We start from the raw sequence: 17,979 nt of genomic DNA, 5'->3' as shown, positions 1-17,979 counted from the left end.
ACGGGCGCTCGACTCAAAGCGACTGCCCCTTGCGGATCACCACGATGCCCTCATCGGAGACCGCGAAGCGCTCGGCATCGGCGCGGCGATCCTCGCCGACGATGGCGCCCGCCGGGATCACCACCTCCTTGTCGCAGATGCAGCGCCGGATGCGCGCATTGGCCCCCACCCGCACACCCTCGAACAGGATCGCCTCGTCGACGATCGCGCCGTCCTCGACCTGCACCTGTGGATAGAGCACCGAATGGCTGACGCCGCCGCCACGGATCACGGTGCCGGCCGCCAGCATCGAGTTGACGAAGATGCCCTCGTTCCCGGAACTGGGTCCAGGCACGGTGCGCGCCGGTGGATACTGCCCCTGATAGGTCAGGATATGCCAGTCGGCCTGATAGAGATCCAAGGGCGAATCGGCCTTGAGCAGATCCATGTTGGCGCGAAAGTAGGCATCGGTGGACCCGAGGTCGCTCCAGTACCGATCCTGACTGACGCGCCCGCGCTCGCCGCCAAAGCCATAGGCGACCGGCGGGCTCGGCGTGAACGCACGGCCATCGAGAAACGGCGACAGGAGCTGGGTGACCAGATCCGCGCCTGACTCCATGCTTGACTCCATGCCTGCCGCCATCTCCGCCTCACCGGCCTCGGCCAGGGTCTCGAGCCGTTCGAGCAGCAGGGCCTTGTCGATCAGCACCACGCCCATCGTCGAGCGGTAGGCATCGCCCGCCTCGGGCGGGGGGCGCATGGCGATGATCCGCCCCTCGGCATCGACCTCCACCGCCATGCCGCCGCTGGCGGTGCCGGGTCCGGCCTGGCGCAGCGGGCAGCTGATGCCCCCGCCCTGCTCGCGGTGGGAGCGGATCAGCTCGGCATAGTCCATGCGATAGACCAGCCCGCCATCGAGCAACAACAGGCTATCGGCCGGGCTGCGCTCGATCAGGTAGCGATTCTGGCGCAAGGCATCCATTGCATTGCGATACCAGTCGCTGTGATAGCGCATCTGCGGCGGTACGGCGGTGATGAACTCACCCAACTCGGCGTTGAACAGCGACCAGCCATCGCGCAGATGCTTATGCAGCGAGTGTGATTTGTACTGGGTCAGCACCAGCACCTGGCGCAGCCCCGAGTGCAAGCAGTTGGCCAGGGTGAAATCGATCACCCGATACTTGCCGGCCACCGGCACGGCGGCCTTGCAGCGATGCTCGGTCAGTGGCGCGGGCGCGCCACGCTCGGCGGCGAATACGAAGGTGAGCGTCTTCGAGGGCATGAACGATTCTCGGGTGTTTGGACAACGACACCCGCATCACCAGCTGAGCTGCGTCATCCTGGCGCATACGGGCGGGTAGACGCCCCACATTGGGGCAAAAATCCGCCGATCAGCAAGCGGCCTGCCCGATTGAAAGCGACTTAGCCGGTGCGCGCAAGCCCGAGCCGGTCGTGCGCGACATTCGGCTGCGGTGCCAGGGCCTCGAACAGCAGCGACTGGCCCGACATCGCCTCCGCAGCCGGCAGCCCCATCAGTTCGAGCACCGTGGGGGCCACATCAGCCAGGGTTCCGCTCGGTCGCAGCACCCAGCGCTCCTTGTCCACCACCAGCAACGGCACCGGGTTGGTCGTATGCTGGGTGTGCGGCGCATCCGTCTCGGGGTCCAGCATCATGTCGCAATTGCCATGATCGGCCGTCAGCAGCGCCGAATACCCATTGGCCGTGGCCGCATCCAACACGCGACCGGCCTGCTGATCGACCACCTCGACCGCCCGCACCACAGCCTCCATATAGCCGGTATGGCCGACCATATCGCCATTGGCGAAGTTGACGACGATGAAGCCGTAGCGCCCGCTCTCGATCGCCTCGACGACGGCGTCGGCCACCTGCACCGCGCTCATCTCCGGCTTCAGGTCATAGGTCTTGACCATCGGGGACGGAATCAATCGATGCACCTCGCCGGCGACCGGCTCCTCGTTGCCACCGTTGAAGAAGAAGGTGACATGGGCATATTTCTCGGTCTCGGCGCAGTGAAACTGCTCGATCCCCTGCGCGCTGATGACCTGATTCAGGGTGATGGTCGGCACCTCTGGATCGAACGCATGCGCGAGCCCGAAGCGTTTGTCGTAGACCATCATGCAGGTCAGGTCAGCGCGCGGCGCCTGGCCCCGATCGAAGCCATCGAAGGTGTCCAACGCGAGCGCGGCGGCGATCTGCCGGGGCCGATCCTTGCGGAAGTTGAACAGCACCATCGGATCATCGGCCTCGAGCCCCCGCCAATCGCCGATGACGCTGGGATGGATGAACTCATCGCCCTCGCCTGCGGCATAGGCGGCATCGATCGCCGCGCGCGCGCTCGAGGCAGCGCGCCCCTTGCCAAGCACGATGGCCCGCCAGGCGCGCTCAGTGCGGTCGAAACGCCGATCCCGGTCCATCGCATAGTAGCGCCCGCTGACGGTGACGATGCGCCCGCCCGCGCCGTCGAGCGCCTCCTCGATCTCGCCGAGGCCGTTGAGCACCGACTTCGGTGGGGTATCTCGCCCATCGGCGACCAAATGCACCAAGGGGGTGACCTGCTCGCGCCGGCACAGCTCGATCAGGGCCAGCAGGTGGCGCGCGTGGCTATGCACGCCGCCCTCGGAGACCAGCCCGAGCAGTTGCAATGGTCGGCCCTTGGCTTTGGCCCTGTTGATCGCCTCGAGGAAAGCCGCGTTCTCGAAGAAACGGCCATCGGCGATCGCATCGTCGATCAGCACAAGGTCTTGGCGCAGCAGGCTGCCGCTGCCGAGCGTCATGTGCCCGACCTCGGAATTGCCCATCTGTCCGGTCGGCAGGCCGACGCCACTGCCGGAGGCGTTCAGTTGCGTGAACGGATACCGAAAGAAGTATTCATCGAGCCGTGGTGTCCTCGCCTGGGCGATGGCATTGTGGAGCTTGCTCGGGTTGATGCCGAAGCCATCGAGGATGACCAGGACAACCGGGCGCCTCGGGGTTGCCGACTCTGCGGTGGTAGTCATGATCGAAAAACCTTGGGTTGCGGGATGTCTCGGAGGATGTCTTGGAACATGAAGCAAACGGCGTTCCTTTTCTACCCGGGTTCGATGACAGCGACGAGACCACGGGGGGCAGACACCTCAAGTGCGCGCGTGCTGACCCAAGAGCGCGGCCTGCACCATCAGGCGTTTCATCTCCGCCACCGCGCCCTCGAGCCCCGAGAACAGCGCGCGCGCGACGATGGCATGACCGATGTTGAGTTCACGCACGCCGGGCAAGGCGGCGATCGCCTCGACGGTCGGGTAATCGAGCCCATGCCCGGCGTTGACCTGCAGCCCAAGCGCCTGCCCTCGCGCCACCGCCTCGGCGATGCGCCGCAGCTCCTCGGCGCGCGCCGCCAGCGAGCGGGCGTCGGCATAGCGACCGGTGTGGATCTCGACCACCGGCGCGCCGATCTCGGCGGCGGCCTCCAACTGCACCGCCTCGGCATCGATGAACAGCGACACACGCACACCGGCGTCGGTCAGCCGCGCGGTCTGCTCTTTGAGCATGTCGATATGGCCGGCGACATCGAGCCCGCCCTCGGTGGTCAGCTCCTCGCGCCGCTCCGGCACCAGGCAGCAGTCGCTCGGCCGCACGGCGCAGGCGATCTCGACCATCTCCGGGGTCGCTGCCATCTCCAGATTCATGCGCGTCTGCAGGATGCCCTTCAGCAGATGCACATCGCGATCCTGGATATGGCGTCGGTCCTCGCGCAGATGCAGCGTGATGGCATCGGCGCCGGCCTGCTCGGCGACCAGCGCGGCCTGGATCGGCTCCGGGTAACGGGTGCCGCGAGCGGCGCGAATGGTGGCGATATGATCGATATTGACGCCGAGTTGGATCGGCGCCCCGGTTGGCTCTGACATGATGGTTCCTGCGGTTGAGAATGGAGATCGAGCGATTGAACGGCAAACGGGTTGAGCGCGCACCGCCGGACGGTGCGCTGAGTGGATGACGGACAAGCGGTGGCGGATGGCAACGCGCCTCAGCCCGGGCGCCGGCGAAACAGCTCGCGGCTGCGTAGCGGCTTCGGCCCCAGATGCGGCGCGAGTGCCGCGCGCATCAGGCCGCGCGCCGCACGGCTCTCGCGCGGCGACAAGGCCGATCCAGCGGCGAGGCGTTGCAACGTGGCGCCGCTGACCAGCGCCGCTGGCGCGAGGCTCGACGCCACGACAGGCACCGGCTCCGGCACCGACTCCCACCTCGGGTCGAGCAGCGGCTCCAGCCCCACGTCGGGCCTGTAACCATAGTATCGACTCGGATCGATCGGCGCGCCATGACGATCCCGGCGCAGATCCAGCGCGTAGCCGAGTTCTTCCAGCAAGCGCAGCTCGAAACGGCGCAACACCGCGTCCATGGGCTCGGTCGCCAGATCCGCCAGCGCCTGCTGGTAGAACACGAACAGGGGTTCCTGGGGATCATCGCGCGCGAGCAAGCGCATCAGCAGCTCGTTCAGGTAGAAGCCGCAGTAGAGGCGCTCACCGCTGAGCGCGATCGCCGGGGCGGCGGCCTCGGCGCGGGTCAGGGTCTTCACCTCGCCACGGCCGACCCAGTGCAGCCAAAGTGGCTGAAACGGCTGCAGCAGCGAGGCCAGCGCACCACGCCCCTTCGGCGCCGCCTTCGCCCCCTTGGCGAGACAGGCCAGGCGACCGTGCTCTGCGCTGAAGACCTCGAGCAGCAGACTGCTGTTGCGATAATCCCGGCGGTGCAGCACGAAACCGCGCTTGAGTGCCTGCGCGCGCATGGCCAAGGCGGCCCGACGACCCTCGCCAGGGGCGGCGGCTCAGTATTCGCCGTAACCGAGGCTCGCGAGCGCGGCCTCGTCACTGCTCCAGCTGTCCTTGACCTTGACCCAGACCTCGAGATGCACGCGCCGGCCGAACAGTTTTTGCATCTCCAGCCGCGCCTGTGAAGCAGCCGCCTTCAGCGCCTCGCCGCGATGGCCGATGATAATCGCCTTTTGGCTCTCACGCTCGACCCAGATCAGCGCATGGATGCGCGCCCTGGGGTCTTCGGCTCGATCCGTCCCCTTCGATGGCCCTGCCTGGGTCTGCTCGAGGGTGAAGGACTCGATCTCGACCGTGGTCCGATAGGGCAGTTCCTGGCCATAGCGCTGCATCAACTGCTCGCGCAGCAGCTCGGCGGCGAGGAAGCGCTCCGAGCGATCGGTGAGCTGATCGGGCGGGAACAGCGGTTCGCCCGCCGGCAAGGCGGCCAGGATCTCGGCCTCCAGCGGCTCCACCTGATGCCCCTTCAGCGCCGAGACCGGGACGATCGAGACGAAGGCATGGCGCTGCGACAGCGCTTGCAGGAAGGGCAGCAGGCGTGACTTATCGGTGATGCGATCGGTCTTGTTGACGGCGACCAGGGTTGGCGTGCCGGCCTTGGCGATCTCGGCCAGTGCCAGCGCGTCCTCATCGCTGAACTGCAACGCCTCGACGACGAACAGCACCAGGTCGACATCGGCCAGAATGGCGCGCGCGGCCCGATTCAGATAGCGATTGAGGGCATTGCCACCGCGTTGATGCAGGCCCGGCGTGTCGACATAGAGGATCTGGCCGCAGGTCAGGGTCGAGACGCCGAGGATGCTGTGGCGCGTCGTCTGCGGCTTGTGCGAGGTGATCGCCAGCTTTTGCCCAAGCAGCCGGTTGAGCAGGGTCGATTTGCCGACATTGGGGCGACCGATGATCGCCACATAGCCACAGCGATGAGTGCTGCGGTCGGGGGGGGGCTGCACGGTAGCGACGGCCGCATTGGTGGGCGCAGCGACCTGATCGTCCAAAGGCTCATCAAGCGGTTCATCCAGAGGCTGGCTCATGCGATCAATTTGTCTCGGTCAAAAGGGCAAGCATGGTCTCGGCCGATTGCTGCTCGGCTCGGCGCCGGCTGGAGCCATCCCCAAGACATTCCCGGCCGTCATCGGGCAGCCGGCAGCGCACCTCGAAGCGTTGCGCGTGCTGCTCGCCGGTGACCGCGGTCACCTCGTACTCGGGCAAGGTACGCCGCCGCGCCTGCAGCCATTCCTGCAGCCGGGTCTTGGGGTCCTTGCGCGCCTCCTGATTGGCTACATCAGCCAACGATTCGGCGAAGACCTCGAGGATCATCTGCTTCGCCCGCGCAAAGCCCTGATCCAGATAGATAGCGCCGATCAGCGCCTCCAGCGCATCCGAGAGCACCGAGTCGCGCGCATGGCCGCCGGAGCGCAATGCCCCCGAGTCCAGACGCAGATAATCGCCGAGATTGAGCGCGCGCGCGATCTTGGCGAGCGCCTCGCGATTGACGAGGGTCGCGCGACGCCGGGTCAGATCGCCCTCGCTGGCCTCGGGGAAGCGTTGCAGCAGCACCTCGGCGATGACGAAACCGAGCAAGGCGTCACCGAGGAATTCGAGGCGCTCATTGTTCACCGGGCCCGCGCTGCGGTGAGTCAGAGCCTGCTCGATCAGCGCCAGCGAGTCGGGTGGGTGACCGATGAGCGCCATCGCCAGGCGCTTGGGATCAGATGTCATGGCGGACTCAATGAATCACATCGCCAATGCGGTCGAACGCGATCGGCAGACCGTCACGATTGCCATCCCAGCTCATCCAGATCGCGAAGGCCTTGCCGACCAAGTTCTCCTCGGGCACGAAGCCCCAGCAGCGGCCGTCGTTACTGTTATCGCGGTTATCGCCCATGACGAAATACTGGCCCTCGGGCACCGTCACCGGGCCGCGCGCGAGCACGCCGCAGGAGCGTGGGAAATCACCCGTGCGCGGATTGATCAGGATCTCGTGCTCGTGTTCGTCGTTGACCTGTTCGACAGCCTCGATCAGCCCGGTTGGCTGTTCGTTTTCCCCGACATAGTCGCCGAGCGGGGTCTGCTCCAAGGGCTCGCCGTTGACATAGAGCGTCTTGTCGCGATAGTGAACTTGATCACCTGGCACCGCGATGACGCGTTTGATGTAGTCGACCGACTCATCGCGCGGGAAGCGGAACACCATCACATCACCGCGCTCGGGCTCGCCGATGTCGACGAATTTCTTATTCAGCACCGGCCAGCGCAACCCATAGGCGAACTTGTTGACCAGGATGAAGTCGCCGACCAGCAAGGTCGGCATCATCGAGCCCGAGGGGATGCGAAAGGGCTCGACAACGAACGAGCGCAGCAGCAGCACGACCAGAATCACGGGGAAGAACGAGCGCGCGTACTCCACCAGCACCGGCTCCTTGTAGCCGCCGCTCTGGGCTGAGGCGCTCTCCGCCGCAGTACGGGCAGCGAGACGGCGACGACGCTTGGGCGCGAACAGCAGCGCATCCAACAGCCAAATGCCGCCGGTGAGAAAGGTCGCGGCAACGAGGAAGGTCGGGAAGTCGAAGCTCATGGCGCGGTGGCGTCTCCTGGTCCTGTGACGGCGCTTTGAACGCCGCACGCAGCACGACGATCAGGTCTGGGATGCAAAATCGGTCAATTATCCTTGCTGGACTGAAGCACCGCAAGGAAGGCCTCTTGCGGGATCTCGACCCGGCCGACCATCTTCATGCGCTTCTTGCCGGCTTTCTGCTTCTCGAGCAGTTTGCGCTTACGCGTCACATCACCGCCATAGCATTTCGCTGTCACATTCTTGCGCAGCGCCTTGACCGTAGTGCGGGCGATGATCTTGGTGCCGATCGCGGCCTGGATGGCGACCTCGAACATCTGCCGTGGGATCAGATCCTTCATCCGCTCGGCAAGCTCGCGGCCGCGATGGACCGAGTTGGAGCGATGCACGATCAGCGATAGTGCATCGACCCGCTCGCTATTGATCAACAAGTCGAGTTTGACCAGATCGGCCGCCTCGAAGCGCTTGAGTTCGTACTCGAACGACGCATAACCTCGGCTCACCGACTTCAGCCGGTCGAAAAAGTCGAGCACCACCTCGTTCAGCGGCATCTCATAGGTGACTTGGACCTGACCGCCGAGAAACTGAATATTCTTCTGTACCCCGCGCTTCTCGACGCAGAGGTTGATCACGCCGCCGAGTAGATCCTGGGGAACGAGGATATGGGCCTCGATGATCGGCTCGCGGATCTCTTGAATCTTGGTGGTCTCCGGCAAGTTGGTCGGGTTATCGACATTGATCACCTCGCCATCGTGCAGCACTACCTCGTAGATGACCGTCGGCGCCGTGGTGATCAACTCGAGATCGTATTCGCGCTCGAGCCGCTCCTGGATGATCTCCATGTGCAGCATGCCGAGGAAGCCGCAGCGGAAACCAAAGCCGAGCGCCTGCGAGGTCTCGGGCTCGTAGAACAGCGCCGATTCGTTGAGCCGCAGCTTGGCGAGCGCGTCGCGCAGACCCTCGTAGTCGTCGGACGAGATCGGATACAAGCCAGCAAACACGCGCGGGCGAATCTCGCGGAACCCCCCGAGCCGCTGGCTCGCTGGGCGATCAACGCCAGTGATGGTATCGCCGACCGGCGCCCCATCAACTTCCTTAATGCCGGCGGCGACGAAGCCGACCTCGCCTGGGCCGAGCTGCTCGCGAGGGGTCTTCTTCGGCGTGAAGATGCCAACATTATCGGCCTGATGCGCGCGACCAACCGACATGACCTTGATCTTGTCGCGACGCTTCAAGGTGCCCTCCTTGACTCGGATCAGCGAGACGACGCCGACATAGGGATCGAACCAGGAGTCGATGATCAAGGCCCGCAAGGGTGCATCGGCATCCCCGACCGGCGGTGGCACCTTGGCCACCAGCATCTCCAGCAGTTCCGGGATGCCAAGGCCGGTCTTGGCGCTGACCCGCAAGGCATCCTGCGCATCCAGGCCGATGATCTCCTCGATCTCGTTGATCACCCGTTCCGGCTCGGCCGAGGGCAGGTCGATCTTGTTCAGCACCGGCAGCACCTCGAGACCGAGGTCGATGGCGGTGTAGCAGTTAGCAACGCTCTGCGCCTCCACGCCCTGCGCCGCATCGACCACCAGCAGCGCCCCCTCACAGGCCGCGAGCGAGCGCGAAACCTCGTAGGAGAAGTCGACATGGCCGGGCGTGTCGATGAAGTTCAGCTCGTAGACTTGCCCGTCCTTAGCCGGGTAATCCAAGGTCACGCTCTGGGCCTTGATAGTAATCCCGCGCTCGCGCTCCAGATCCATGGAGTCAAGCACCTGAGCGGACATCTCACGATTGGTCAAACTGCCGCAATGTTGAATAAAGCGATCGGCAATCGTCGACTTACCGTGGTCGATATGGGCGATGATGGAAAAATTACGTATATGACTGAGGTCGGCCATCGGCGGCTGTGATCCTTGGCTATCCGAGCAAAAAGGCAGGTAAGATTATTCTGGCGGCAAGCGCAACGCATAGAACATGCGTCCATCGCCCCGTTGCACGAGCACGGCCACCGACTCTCCCGCCGGCGCCGTGTCCACGAGCCGCTCGAACTGAGCCAAGTCCCGAACCTGCTCGTCGTGGAAGTTCAGGATGAGATCACCAGCGCGCAGACCGGCCCGTTCGGCAGGCCCGGTCTCGACGCGATCGACCAGAACACCACCTTCCTCGAGCGCGAGCAACTCGCGTTGATCATCCGGCACCTCCGTGACTACCAGGCCCAGCCGATTAGCCGCCGGCGCCGATCCATTACCGGACTGAATAGAGGTCATCTCGTCCTCGGGCAGTTCCGCCAAGGTCACCGCCACGGTACGCCGTTCGCCATGGCGCAAGAGTTCAACTTCCACCGTGACATCGACCTTGGTCACCCCAACCAACGGCGGCAGATTACTCGAGGTCGGGACATCGATGCCATCGAACGTCAGGATGATGTCGCCGGCGCGCAGTCCCGCCTTCTCGGCCGGACTATTGGGCAGCACCTGCGAGACCAGCGCACCGGTCGGATGCACCAGGCCGAAGGGTTCGGCAAGATCACGGGTTACGTCCTGGACCAAGACGCCGAGCCAGCCGCGACTGACCCGCCCCTTCTCCTTGAGCTGCTCGACCACATCGATAGCCACATCGATCGGGATCGCGAACGAGAGCCCCATGAAGCCGCCCGTGCGGCTGTAGATCTGCGAATTGACGCCGACCACCCGTCCTGAGAGGTCGAACAAGGGCCCACCCGAGTTGCCTGGGTTGATCGCCACATCGGTCTGGATGAAGGGCACATAGTTCTCGGAGGGCAGCGAGCGCCCCTTGGCGCTGATGATGCCCGCTGTGGCCGAATGCTCGAAGCCGAACGGGGAGCCGATCGCCAGCACCCATTCTCCCACCTCGATGGCCGATGAGTCTCCGAGTTCGACCGCCGGCAAGTCGGCCGCCTCGATCTTGAGGAGCGCGATATCGCTGCGCTCGTCGGCGCCGATGACCTGGGCGACGAACTCACGGCGGTCGCTCATGCGCACGATGATCTCATCGGCGGCCTCGACCACATGGGCATTGGTCAAGATGTAGCCATCCGGGCTCAGAATGAAGCCCGAGCCCAACGAGCGCCCTTGCTCCCCGTCCTCGGGCAAAGGACCGCCTTCCTCGCCGAAGAAACGGCGAAAGAAGTCGTACAGTGGGCTGTCTTCCGGCAGGCCATCCTCGGCGCCGAAGTCCTGCGGCCCCAGCCCATAACCCTGCTTGCTACTGATATTGACCACCGACGGGCCACAGCGCTTGACTAGGGGGATAAAGTCCGGGAGCCCGGACACCATCTCAGACGCCGCCTGTTCGCTAGCGGGCTCAGCGGCCCGCCCGATCCCCTCCGCAAGGCTCGATTGCCCCAAGGCGAATCCGAGCACACCAACGGTAGCGAGGATGAACAGGAACAGAGACCGATGATGCATGCGGGTCCTAGAGCAAGACGATAGACGGATGAAGGCCGATGGAAACCAACAACGATAACCAGGCACCATAACAGATGCGGGCTTTACCCACCGCACCGCTTGTAGACTAGTGCATGTTCGCGAGGCCCACCGGAAGCGACTGAGTGACGCGCCGCAGCAACACCGCGCGCCAACGCGGATCGGCGGCGAGTCGTCGGCTATAGAGACGCGTGCCGAGCAAACCGACGACAAAGCCAAAGGCACCGAACAGCAACGGTAGCCCTTGATCGGCGGACTGATCCGCGATCATCAGGTCGCCGGCGATGGCGCCGGCCAAAAGGCCAGCCAACGGCATCATATAAGCCGCCAGGGCAGCCTTGAGCAGCGCCGACTCCGGCATACCGATGACAACCTCATCACCTGGACGGGCAGCGACCTTATTAGCGAGGAGTAAACGCTGTGGTCGTCGGCCGAGCACCTGATCAAGCAGCGATACACCACAGCCCGAACGGGCGTTACAAGCATGACAGCCCGAACGGCGCATAATCTCGACCTCGGCGATGCCAGCTTCAATCGAGGTCACGATGGCATGTTCTTCTATCATGGTTGAGTCCTGAGCGCATCGGCAATGGCTTGAACGGTTGGCAGGGGTGCTTCCCCGACCACGGTAACCTGATGCCCATCCACGAGACGCCCCGCCGCATGCACGGCACCGACGCGTTTGTACCCCGTAAAGCCATGCTCCTGATCGGGCTCCACATAGACCGATACCGTCGAGAGTCCATCGCTGATCATGAACCAGCGTCGTCCCCCCTCAACCTGAGCCTCCGCCTGGGCGCGAGGCGGATCAGCGGCGACGAGCCGGTACCCAGCGGGTAACGCCGTAAAGTGCCAAGGGGCTGCATCAACGATTTTCGAGGGATCGGCTGGCGTTGTCGAGGTCGCCGTCTGGGCGCTCAAGGCCGCAACCGGGCGCGTTCTCTCCGGGGTGCTGACAAGCGCTTGCTTGTCAGCCTCCTCGAGAAACTCGATCTCGGTGAACATCACCTGCTCGATCGGGATCGCAGCGCTATCCATCAGGTCGGTTTTCAACGGCAGACCGGTTTCCTCGTCAACGAAGAAACGATAACCATAACGCAAGTCGTCCCTGGGAATAATACCCACGACCCGGGTATCACGACCAGCGATACGCGAACGCCCGAGCAGGTGGATGAGATAATGCGAGCGCAGCCGTTCAATATCGAGCGCGCCTGAATGCAGGGTCGCCGCCGATGCCGGATGCCGCGGAACCGAGATGGCACGTGCATCGGGTAGGACGCAGGTCACCGACTGATGGCCGCGGGCAACAGCCCGGATCGGTCCACTCAGCGCCAACAGGCTCTCGCGGGTCTGACCGCCATCGATACGATGGGCAATGCGCAGCGTCGATAATTGATGGCCATTCAGGTAGACTAGGGTGCCTTCGTATTCGCGCTCCGACAGCGCCTTCGCCATGCGACCGAGCAGCTCGAGCGAGGAACGCTCCTGGCCGCTATCGACAGCACCGACCGGTAACGCAAGCCAGCAGACACCGACAACAATGATGAGCAAGCGCGTATCGCGCGGTAACAGCCGCCACATCGGATCAACGCAGGCCACTTTGACCAACCACGGCGGCATACGGAATAAAGCCAGTCAGCCCCGAGGCCGAGGCGCGCTCGCGATGATCCACTAACAGGGCATCCAGCGCGGTCGAACCAGCGGGCTCCTCCATCGTCCAGCGCTCGACCACCTGTGCATCGGCTTGCGCATCATCACTGCCAGCAGGCTCGGCAGTACCCTGCTGGGCGATGTTGCGGGCCATGCCGGGCGACTCCATGGCCGGGCCGCTCAAGAGCCCCGGGCCCACCAGAACAGCAACGGCAACCAGGCTGGCGGCGATGGCCAGGGCCGCCGCCGGGCGGTTGATCGAGGCCGGGACGCGCTGGCGCCGCGCTGGGCGCATCGGCACCGGCTCGGTCGCCAGCGCCGCCGACACCCGCGCGCTGATGGTACGCGCTGCGGGCGTTGACGTCTCGCCACGCAGCACCTGACCAATGAGCAGGCCGCGCTCAAAGCGTGCACGGAGGGTGGCGTCTTGTTCGAGCGCGCTGATCGCGACCTCGAATCCGCCAGGACCGGGCTCGCCGTCGAGCAGTGCCGTCAGATGCCAGTGGTCCGGTGTTGCTGTTGTCATGATGTCGCCTTTGCTCGTCAGTCATTCATGATACGGATTCAGCTCGAGGCCATGCTACGACCATCAGGCCTCGAGCAGCGGCCGGAGCCGTTTATCAATTGCCTCCCGCGCCCGGAAGATCCGCGAACGCACCGTTCCGATCGGACACTCCATCGCCATGGCGATCTCTTCGTAGCTCATGCCATCGATCTCTCGAAACATGATCGCCGCGCGCAGATCATCGGGCAGCGCATCCAGCGCCTCCTGCACGGTGTTGGCGATCTCATCGCTGAGGGCCTCACGCTCCGGGGTCGCGCTGTCGCGCAGTCGCGCGCCCATCTCCATCTGCTCGGCGAGTTCGGCCTCGACATCATCCCCGGGCGGCCGCCGGCTCTGTGCGACCATGTGGTTCTTCACCGTATTGATGGCGATGCGATAGATCCAGGTATAGAACGCCGACTCGCCACGAAAGCCGGGCAGCGCTCGATAGGCCTTCAAGAACGCATCCTGGGTCACGTCCAGGACCTCGGCGCTGTCGCGCAGATAGCGCCCGATCAGCGCGGCGATCTTCTGCTGATATTTCAACACGAGCAGATCGAATGCCCGTCGATCTCCGGCCTGCGCGCGCTCGACGAGCGCTTGATCGACCTCGCGCTCAGTCACGTGGCCTACCCCATGCTCGTCGATCCTTGCTCACCTGGCGCATTGACACCACCCCTTCGATGAAAGTTCTATGTTCAGGGCGTCGCGCCTTGATGTATCGCAAGGCGATGCGACGCGTCATGAATTGCCCGTTGGCTTGCCGATTCATATCGGTCTAATCTAATCTTTGTCCATGCTCAGGCATAGACAAGCCCAAACAGAAGCCCCGCAGCCATGCCTCACCTCAACCACCACGACGTTCTCATCATCGGCAGCGGCGCAGCGGGCCTCGGTCTCGCGCTGCGGCTGCCGGACAACCTTTCGGTCGCCGTGGTCTCCAAACGCGAACTCCAGGAAGGCAACACCCTCTATGCCCAGGGCGGCATCTCGGCGGTGCTCAACGCCACCGACTCCATCGACGCCCATGTGCAGGATACCCTCAAGGCCGGTGACGGGCTCTGTGATGAGGCCATCGTGCGGCTGGTCGTCGAGCGCGGCCCGGATAATATTCAATGGCTCCTCAACGCCGGCGTTCAGTTTACCCGCGACGACAGCGCGGCCAGCTCCAGCGGGTATCATCTGACACGCGAAGGCGGGCACACTCATCGTCGCGTCATCCACGCCGCCGATGCCACCGGCCTCGCGGTCGAGACCACCCTGACCAGCCTGGTGCGCGCGCGCGCCAACGTCGAGCTGTTCGAGCATCATGCGGCGGTCGATCTGATCACCGATCGCAAGCTCGGCGGTCGCGAGAACCGCGTGCTCGGCGCCTATCTGCTCGACAACCGCGACAACCAGGTCAAGACCTTCCTGGCCCGCTTCGTGGTCATCGCCAGCGGCGGCGCCAGCAAGGTCTACGTCTACACCAGCAATCCGGACGTCACCACCGGTGACGGCATCGCCATGGGCTGGCGCGCCGGCTGCCGGGTGGCGAACATGGAATTCATGCAGTTCCATCCGACCTGCCTCTACCACTCCAAGGCCAAATCCTTCCTGATCAGCGAAGCCCTGCGCGGTGAAGGCGCCAAGCTGCTGCTCACCCATGGCGATCGTTTCATGCCGCGCTTCGATGCGCGCGCCGAGCTGGCCCCGCGCGACGTGGTGGCGCGCGCGATCGACCACGAGATCAAACGCACCGGGAGCAAATTCGTCCATCTGGATATCTCGCACCGCCCGGCGGCGTTCATCACCGAGCACTTCCCGACCATCCACGCGCGCTGTCTCGAACTCGGCATCGACATCACCCGCGAGCCGATCCCGGTGGTGCCCGCCGCGCACTATACCTGCGGCGGACTGCTGGTAGATGCGCGCGCGCGCACCGATCTCCCCGGCCTCTATGCGATCGGCGAGACCGCCTACACCGGGCTGCATGGCGCCAACCGGATGGCCAGCAACTCCTTGCTCGAATGCCTGGTCTTTGCCGAACTCGCGGCCAAGGACATCGCCGCACGCGCCACCGACTGGGCCACGCCGCCCGAGGTGCCGGCCTGGGACGCCAGCCGCGTCACCGAACCGGATGAGGCGGTGGTGATCTCGCACAACTGGGAGGAATTGCGCCGTTTCATGTGGGATTATGTCGGCATCGTGCGCACCAACAAGCGCCTGCAACGGGCCAAGCGCCGGGTCGATCTGCTGCGCCAGGAGATCATCGAGCACTACAGCAATTTCCACGTCGAGGCCAACCTGCTCGAGCTGCGCAACCTGGTCGATGTCGCCGACCTGATCATCCAGTCCGCGCAACGCCGCCGCGAGAGCCGGGGCCTGCACTACACGCTCGATTTTCCGCAACAAGACCCGAGCCAACTGCGCCCGACGATCCTGATCCCGAACCGTTATCGGCCCCGCAGCGGGGATTGGGCATAAATGGGTGGTGCAACGGCAGCGATCGCCGCCTGCCCGAGCGCCAGACCGCCATCGTTGGCCGGCACGCGCGTGTGCGTGAGCACCTGTAGGCCGCGCGCGCGCAGGGCCTTGAGCGTCGCCTCGAACAGCGTGCGATTCTGGAACACGCCACCCGAGAGCGCGACCGTCTCCAGCCCGTGCCGCTGCGCCGCGCGCGCCGCCAGCTCAGCGACGGTCTCGGCAAGGCCGGCATGAAAGCGTGCCGCGATCATCGCCGCCGGTACCCCCGCCGCCAAATCATCGAGCAGGGCCGACCACATCGGCGCCGGGTCCAGTTGCCAGGGCTCGGCACGCGTGTCGATCGCGAACGCATAACCGCCCTCGCCCAGCGCGCGCCGCGCCAGGGTCTCGAGTTCGATCGCGGCTTGCGCCTCATAGGCGATGCCATCGACGCAGATCCCGAGCGCGGCGGCGAGCGCATCGAACAGCCGCCCGACCGAGGTGGTGCGCGGCGCATTCACGCCCTTTTGGATCATCTCCGCGAGCAGGGCGATCGGTCGCTCCCGTAGCGCGCGCAGCGATTCCAGGTCGCCCCAACGCTCGACGCACTGCGGCCAACCGAGGCTGCTCTCGAGCTGGGCATAGAGACAGCGCCAGGGCTCGCGGATGGCGCGCTCGCCACCGGGCAGAGCGAACGGGCGCAGATGGCCGATCCGCTGCCATTGGCGATAGTCGCCGAGCAGGCATTCACCGCCCCAGATGGTCTGATCCGCTCCATAGCCCAAGCCATCGAAGATCACCCCGATGACCGGACCGGCGTCGAGCGGCCACTCGGCGTCGGCCAGAACGGCGCCCAGATGCGCGGCATGGTGCTGCACCTCGACCAGGCGAGCACCGGTCTCGGCGGCCAGCCGGCGCCCGAGCGCAGACGAGCGGTAGTCGGGATGACAGTCGACGGCGATGATCTCGGGCGCGTGTTCGAACAGCGCCTGATAGAGATCCACCGTGCGCTCGAACTCACGCGCGGTGCGCGCCTCCTCGAGATCACCGAGGTGTTGCGACAAGGTCGCCTGCCCCTGGCTGAGCAGACAGAGGCTGTTCTTCAGCTCACCACCGAGCGCCAGCACCCTGGGCGCGGCCTCGAAACCGGCCGCGAGCGCGAGCGGCATCGGCGCCGCGCCGCGTGCTCGGCGCAGCCAGCGCGTGCGAACCTGGATCACGCGCGCCACCGAATCATCGACCCGATTGACGATCTCGCGGTCATGGAGCAGCCAGGCATCGGCGATCCCAGCCAGTCGCGTCAGCGCATCGGCATTGTCGATGCACTGCGGCTCGTCGCTCAGATTGCCGCTGGTCATCACCAGCGGCCGATCCCAGTCCTGCAGCAGCAGCCGATGCAACGGGCTGTAGGGCAGCATGAAACCCAGGGCTGACTGGCCCGGCGCGACCTCGGCCGCAACCGGACCTGAGGTCTTCGCAGCGCCATCCACCCGTTGGTCCAACAACACGATCGGCGCCACCGTCGAACTCAGCAGCTCCGCCTCGGCCGGGCTCAGCTCGCAGAGCGCGCGCACCACGTCCAGATCCCGCGCCATCAGCGCGAAGGGTTTGGCCGCGCGTCGCTTGCGCTCGCGCAGCGTCGCCACCGCCGCTGGATTCGTCGCATCGCAGGCCAGATGAAAGCCGCCAACGCCCTTGATCGCGACGATGGCGCCGCGCTCGAGCAGCCGGCTCGCAGCCTCGATCGCATCGCGCGGCGCACGATCAGCCGCAGTGGCCGCCGCAGCCTCCGCAAAGCCAGGCGTCTCGTCATCAGCTGCGACTACATCAGGCTTCAAGCCATCGGCTGCCAGCAGGTCGCGGCCCTCGGCATCGGTCAGCCAGACCTTAGGGCCACAGACCGGACAGGCATTCGGCTGGGCATGGAAACGCCGATCGGCCGGATCGGCATACTCGGCGGCGCAGGCCGGACACAGCTGGAACGCGGCCATGCTGGTGTTGGCGCGATCGTAAGGGATCGCGCGGATGATGCTGAGCCGCGGCCCGCAGTGCGTGCAGTTGGTGAAGGGATAGCGATAACGCCGATCGCCAGGATCGGCGATCTCAGCCGCGCAGGCCTCACAGGTTGCGGCATCGGCGACGACGCCGGTGCGCACTAGACCCGCCTCGCTCTCGACGATGCGGAAGCTGTCCGGCGCCGGCGCCTCGCAGGGTCGTCGCTCGATGCCATCGATGCGCCCAAGCGGCGGGCACTCGATCATCAGCGCGTGGCAAAAGGCATCGATCTCGGCACTGGTGCCCCAGAGCCGGATCAGCACGCCCTCGCCGTCGTTGCAGACATCGCCGGCGAGCCCAGCAGCGCGCGCCAGGCGCCAAACCGTGGGCCGGAAACCCACCCCTTGCACCAGACCACGCACCCGGATCGACTCGCCTTCGGTCTCGGTGTGCAGACGCAGTCGCTGACTCGATGAATGGTGATTCGACATAGCCTCGCGCTCGTTGCGGGCGAGCATAAAAAACGCGGTAAC

15 protein-coding genes are annotated in these 17,979 nt (G+C 65.1%); 1 reads left to right on the top strand and 14 read right to left on the bottom strand.

Annotated features, from left to right (window positions below):
* Positions 1–13: 13 nt before the first annotated feature.
* The 13 genes from CCR82_RS16920 to rpoE form a co-directional block, all read right to left on the bottom strand.
* Complete coding sequence (locus tag CCR82_RS16920; protein WP_201246989.1) at positions 14–1,261, bottom strand: GlgC family sugar phosphate nucleotidyltransferase; 1,248 nt, start codon at positions 1,259–1,261, stop codon at positions 14–16.
* A gap of 140 nt (positions 1,262–1,401) precedes the next feature.
* On the bottom strand, positions 1,402–2,997 hold the full coding sequence (gene gpmI / locus CCR82_RS16915) for a 2,3-bisphosphoglycerate-independent phosphoglycerate mutase (protein ID WP_201246988.1): 1,596 nt from the start codon (positions 2,995–2,997) through the stop codon (positions 1,402–1,404).
* A gap of 117 nt (positions 2,998–3,114) precedes the next feature.
* A complete protein-coding gene (gene pdxJ, locus CCR82_RS16910) occupies positions 3,115–3,882 on the bottom strand; it encodes a pyridoxine 5'-phosphate synthase (RefSeq protein WP_201246987.1) in 768 nt (255 codons plus the stop codon).
* 119 nt (positions 3,883–4,001) lie between these two features.
* Positions 4,002–4,760 (bottom strand): DNA repair protein RecO, encoded by a 759-nt coding sequence (gene recO, locus CCR82_RS16905; RefSeq protein ID WP_201246986.1) that lies wholly within the window; start codon positions 4,758–4,760, stop codon positions 4,002–4,004.
* A gap of 39 nt (positions 4,761–4,799) precedes the next feature.
* A complete protein-coding gene (gene era, locus CCR82_RS16900; protein ID WP_201246985.1) occupies positions 4,800–5,834 on the bottom strand; it encodes a GTPase Era in 1,035 nt (344 codons plus the stop codon).
* Positions 5,835–5,838: 4 nt separating this feature from the next.
* Positions 5,839–6,522: a ribonuclease III gene (gene rnc / locus CCR82_RS16895; RefSeq protein ID WP_201246984.1), complete on the bottom strand. Its 684-nt coding sequence runs from the start codon at positions 6,520–6,522 to the stop codon at positions 5,839–5,841.
* Between the two features lie 7 nt (positions 6,523–6,529).
* Positions 6,530–7,375: a signal peptidase I gene (lepB, locus tag CCR82_RS16890; RefSeq protein ID WP_201246983.1), complete on the bottom strand. Its 846-nt coding sequence runs from the start codon at positions 7,373–7,375 to the stop codon at positions 6,530–6,532.
* An 83-nt stretch (positions 7,376–7,458) separates the two neighbouring features.
* Positions 7,459–9,264, bottom strand: coding sequence for a translation elongation factor 4 (gene lepA, locus CCR82_RS16885; RefSeq protein WP_201246982.1), 1,806 nt, complete (start codon positions 9,262–9,264; stop codon positions 7,459–7,461).
* A gap of 45 nt (positions 9,265–9,309) precedes the next feature.
* Positions 9,310–10,794: a DegQ family serine endoprotease gene (locus CCR82_RS16880; protein WP_242513568.1), complete on the bottom strand. Its 1,485-nt coding sequence runs from the start codon at positions 10,792–10,794 to the stop codon at positions 9,310–9,312.
* Positions 10,795–10,900: 106 nt separating this feature from the next.
* Positions 10,901–11,377 carry a SoxR reducing system RseC family protein gene (locus CCR82_RS16875; protein WP_201246981.1) on the bottom strand — a complete coding sequence of 159 codons (477 nt, stop codon included), beginning with the start codon at positions 11,375–11,377 and terminating at the stop codon, positions 10,901–10,903.
* Positions 11,374–12,363, bottom strand: coding sequence for a MucB/RseB family sigma factor regulatory protein (locus CCR82_RS16870; RefSeq protein WP_242513567.1), 990 nt, complete (start codon positions 12,361–12,363; stop codon positions 11,374–11,376). The genes CCR82_RS16875 and CCR82_RS16870 overlap by 4 nt, the downstream gene beginning before the upstream one ends.
* 34 nt (positions 12,364–12,397) lie before the next feature.
* Positions 12,398–12,988 (bottom strand): sigma-E factor negative regulatory protein, encoded by a 591-nt coding sequence (locus tag CCR82_RS16865; protein WP_201246979.1) that lies wholly within the window; start codon positions 12,986–12,988, stop codon positions 12,398–12,400.
* Between the two features lie 63 nt (positions 12,989–13,051).
* The gene (rpoE, locus tag CCR82_RS16860) at positions 13,052–13,630 is read right to left on the bottom strand and encodes an RNA polymerase sigma factor RpoE (protein ID WP_201246978.1); all 579 of its coding nucleotides are present in this window, start codon (positions 13,628–13,630) and stop codon (positions 13,052–13,054) included.
* Between the two features lie 213 nt (positions 13,631–13,843).
* On the opposite strand from rpoE, the gene nadB reads away from it, so the two are divergent.
* Positions 13,844–15,472 (top strand): L-aspartate oxidase, encoded by a 1,629-nt coding sequence (nadB, locus tag CCR82_RS16855; protein ID WP_201246977.1) that lies wholly within the window; start codon positions 13,844–13,846, stop codon positions 15,470–15,472.
* Here nadB and hypF read toward each other — a convergent pair.
* Positions 15,442–17,937 (bottom strand): carbamoyltransferase HypF, encoded by a 2,496-nt coding sequence (hypF, locus tag CCR82_RS16850; protein WP_201246976.1) that lies wholly within the window; start codon positions 17,935–17,937, stop codon positions 15,442–15,444. The genes nadB and hypF overlap by 31 nt on opposite strands.
* Positions 17,938–17,979: the final 42 nt, after the last annotated feature.

It is taken from the genome of Halochromatium salexigens, assembly GCF_016653295.1.
Taxonomy (GTDB): Bacteria; Pseudomonadota; Gammaproteobacteria; order Chromatiales; family Chromatiaceae; genus Lamprobacter; species Lamprobacter salexigens.
This window is presented reverse-complemented; position numbering and strand designations above follow the sequence as displayed.

Coding starts and splice junctions, on each gene's coding strand:
- lepB (WP_201246983.1), bottom strand. CDS start 7,375: ATGAGCTTCGACTTCCCGACCTTCCTCGTTGCCGCGACCTTTCTCACC.
- gpmI (WP_201246988.1), bottom strand. CDS start 2,997: ATGACTACCACCGCAGAGTCGGCAACCCCGAGGCGCCCGGTTGTCCTG.
- rnc (WP_201246984.1), bottom strand. CDS start 6,522: ATGACATCTGATCCCAAGCGCCTGGCGATGGCGCTCATCGGTCACCCA.
- CCR82_RS16920 (WP_201246989.1), bottom strand. CDS start 1,261: ATGCCCTCGAAGACGCTCACCTTCGTATTCGCCGCCGAGCGTGGCGCG.
- pdxJ (WP_201246987.1), bottom strand. CDS start 3,882: ATGTCAGAGCCAACCGGGGCGCCGATCCAACTCGGCGTCAATATCGAT.
- recO (WP_201246986.1), bottom strand. CDS start 4,760: ATGCGCGCGCAGGCACTCAAGCGCGGTTTCGTGCTGCACCGCCGGGAT.
- hypF (WP_201246976.1), bottom strand. CDS start 17,937: ATGTCGAATCACCATTCATCGAGTCAGCGACTGCGTCTGCACACCGAG.
- CCR82_RS16880 (WP_242513568.1), bottom strand. CDS start 10,794: ATGCATCATCGGTCTCTGTTCCTGTTCATCCTCGCTACCGTTGGTGTG.
- lepA (WP_201246982.1), bottom strand. CDS start 9,264: ATGGCCGACCTCAGTCATATACGTAATTTTTCCATCATCGCCCATATC.
- CCR82_RS16875 (WP_201246981.1), bottom strand. CDS start 11,377: ATGATAGAAGAACATGCCATCGTGACCTCGATTGAAGCTGGCATCGCC.
- era (WP_201246985.1), bottom strand. CDS start 5,834: ATGAGCCAGCCTCTGGATGAACCGCTTGATGAGCCTTTGGACGATCAG.
- nadB (WP_201246977.1), top strand. CDS start 13,844: ATGCCTCACCTCAACCACCACGACGTTCTCATCATCGGCAGCGGCGCA.
- CCR82_RS16865 (WP_201246979.1), bottom strand. CDS start 12,988: ATGACAACAGCAACACCGGACCACTGGCATCTGACGGCACTGCTCGAC.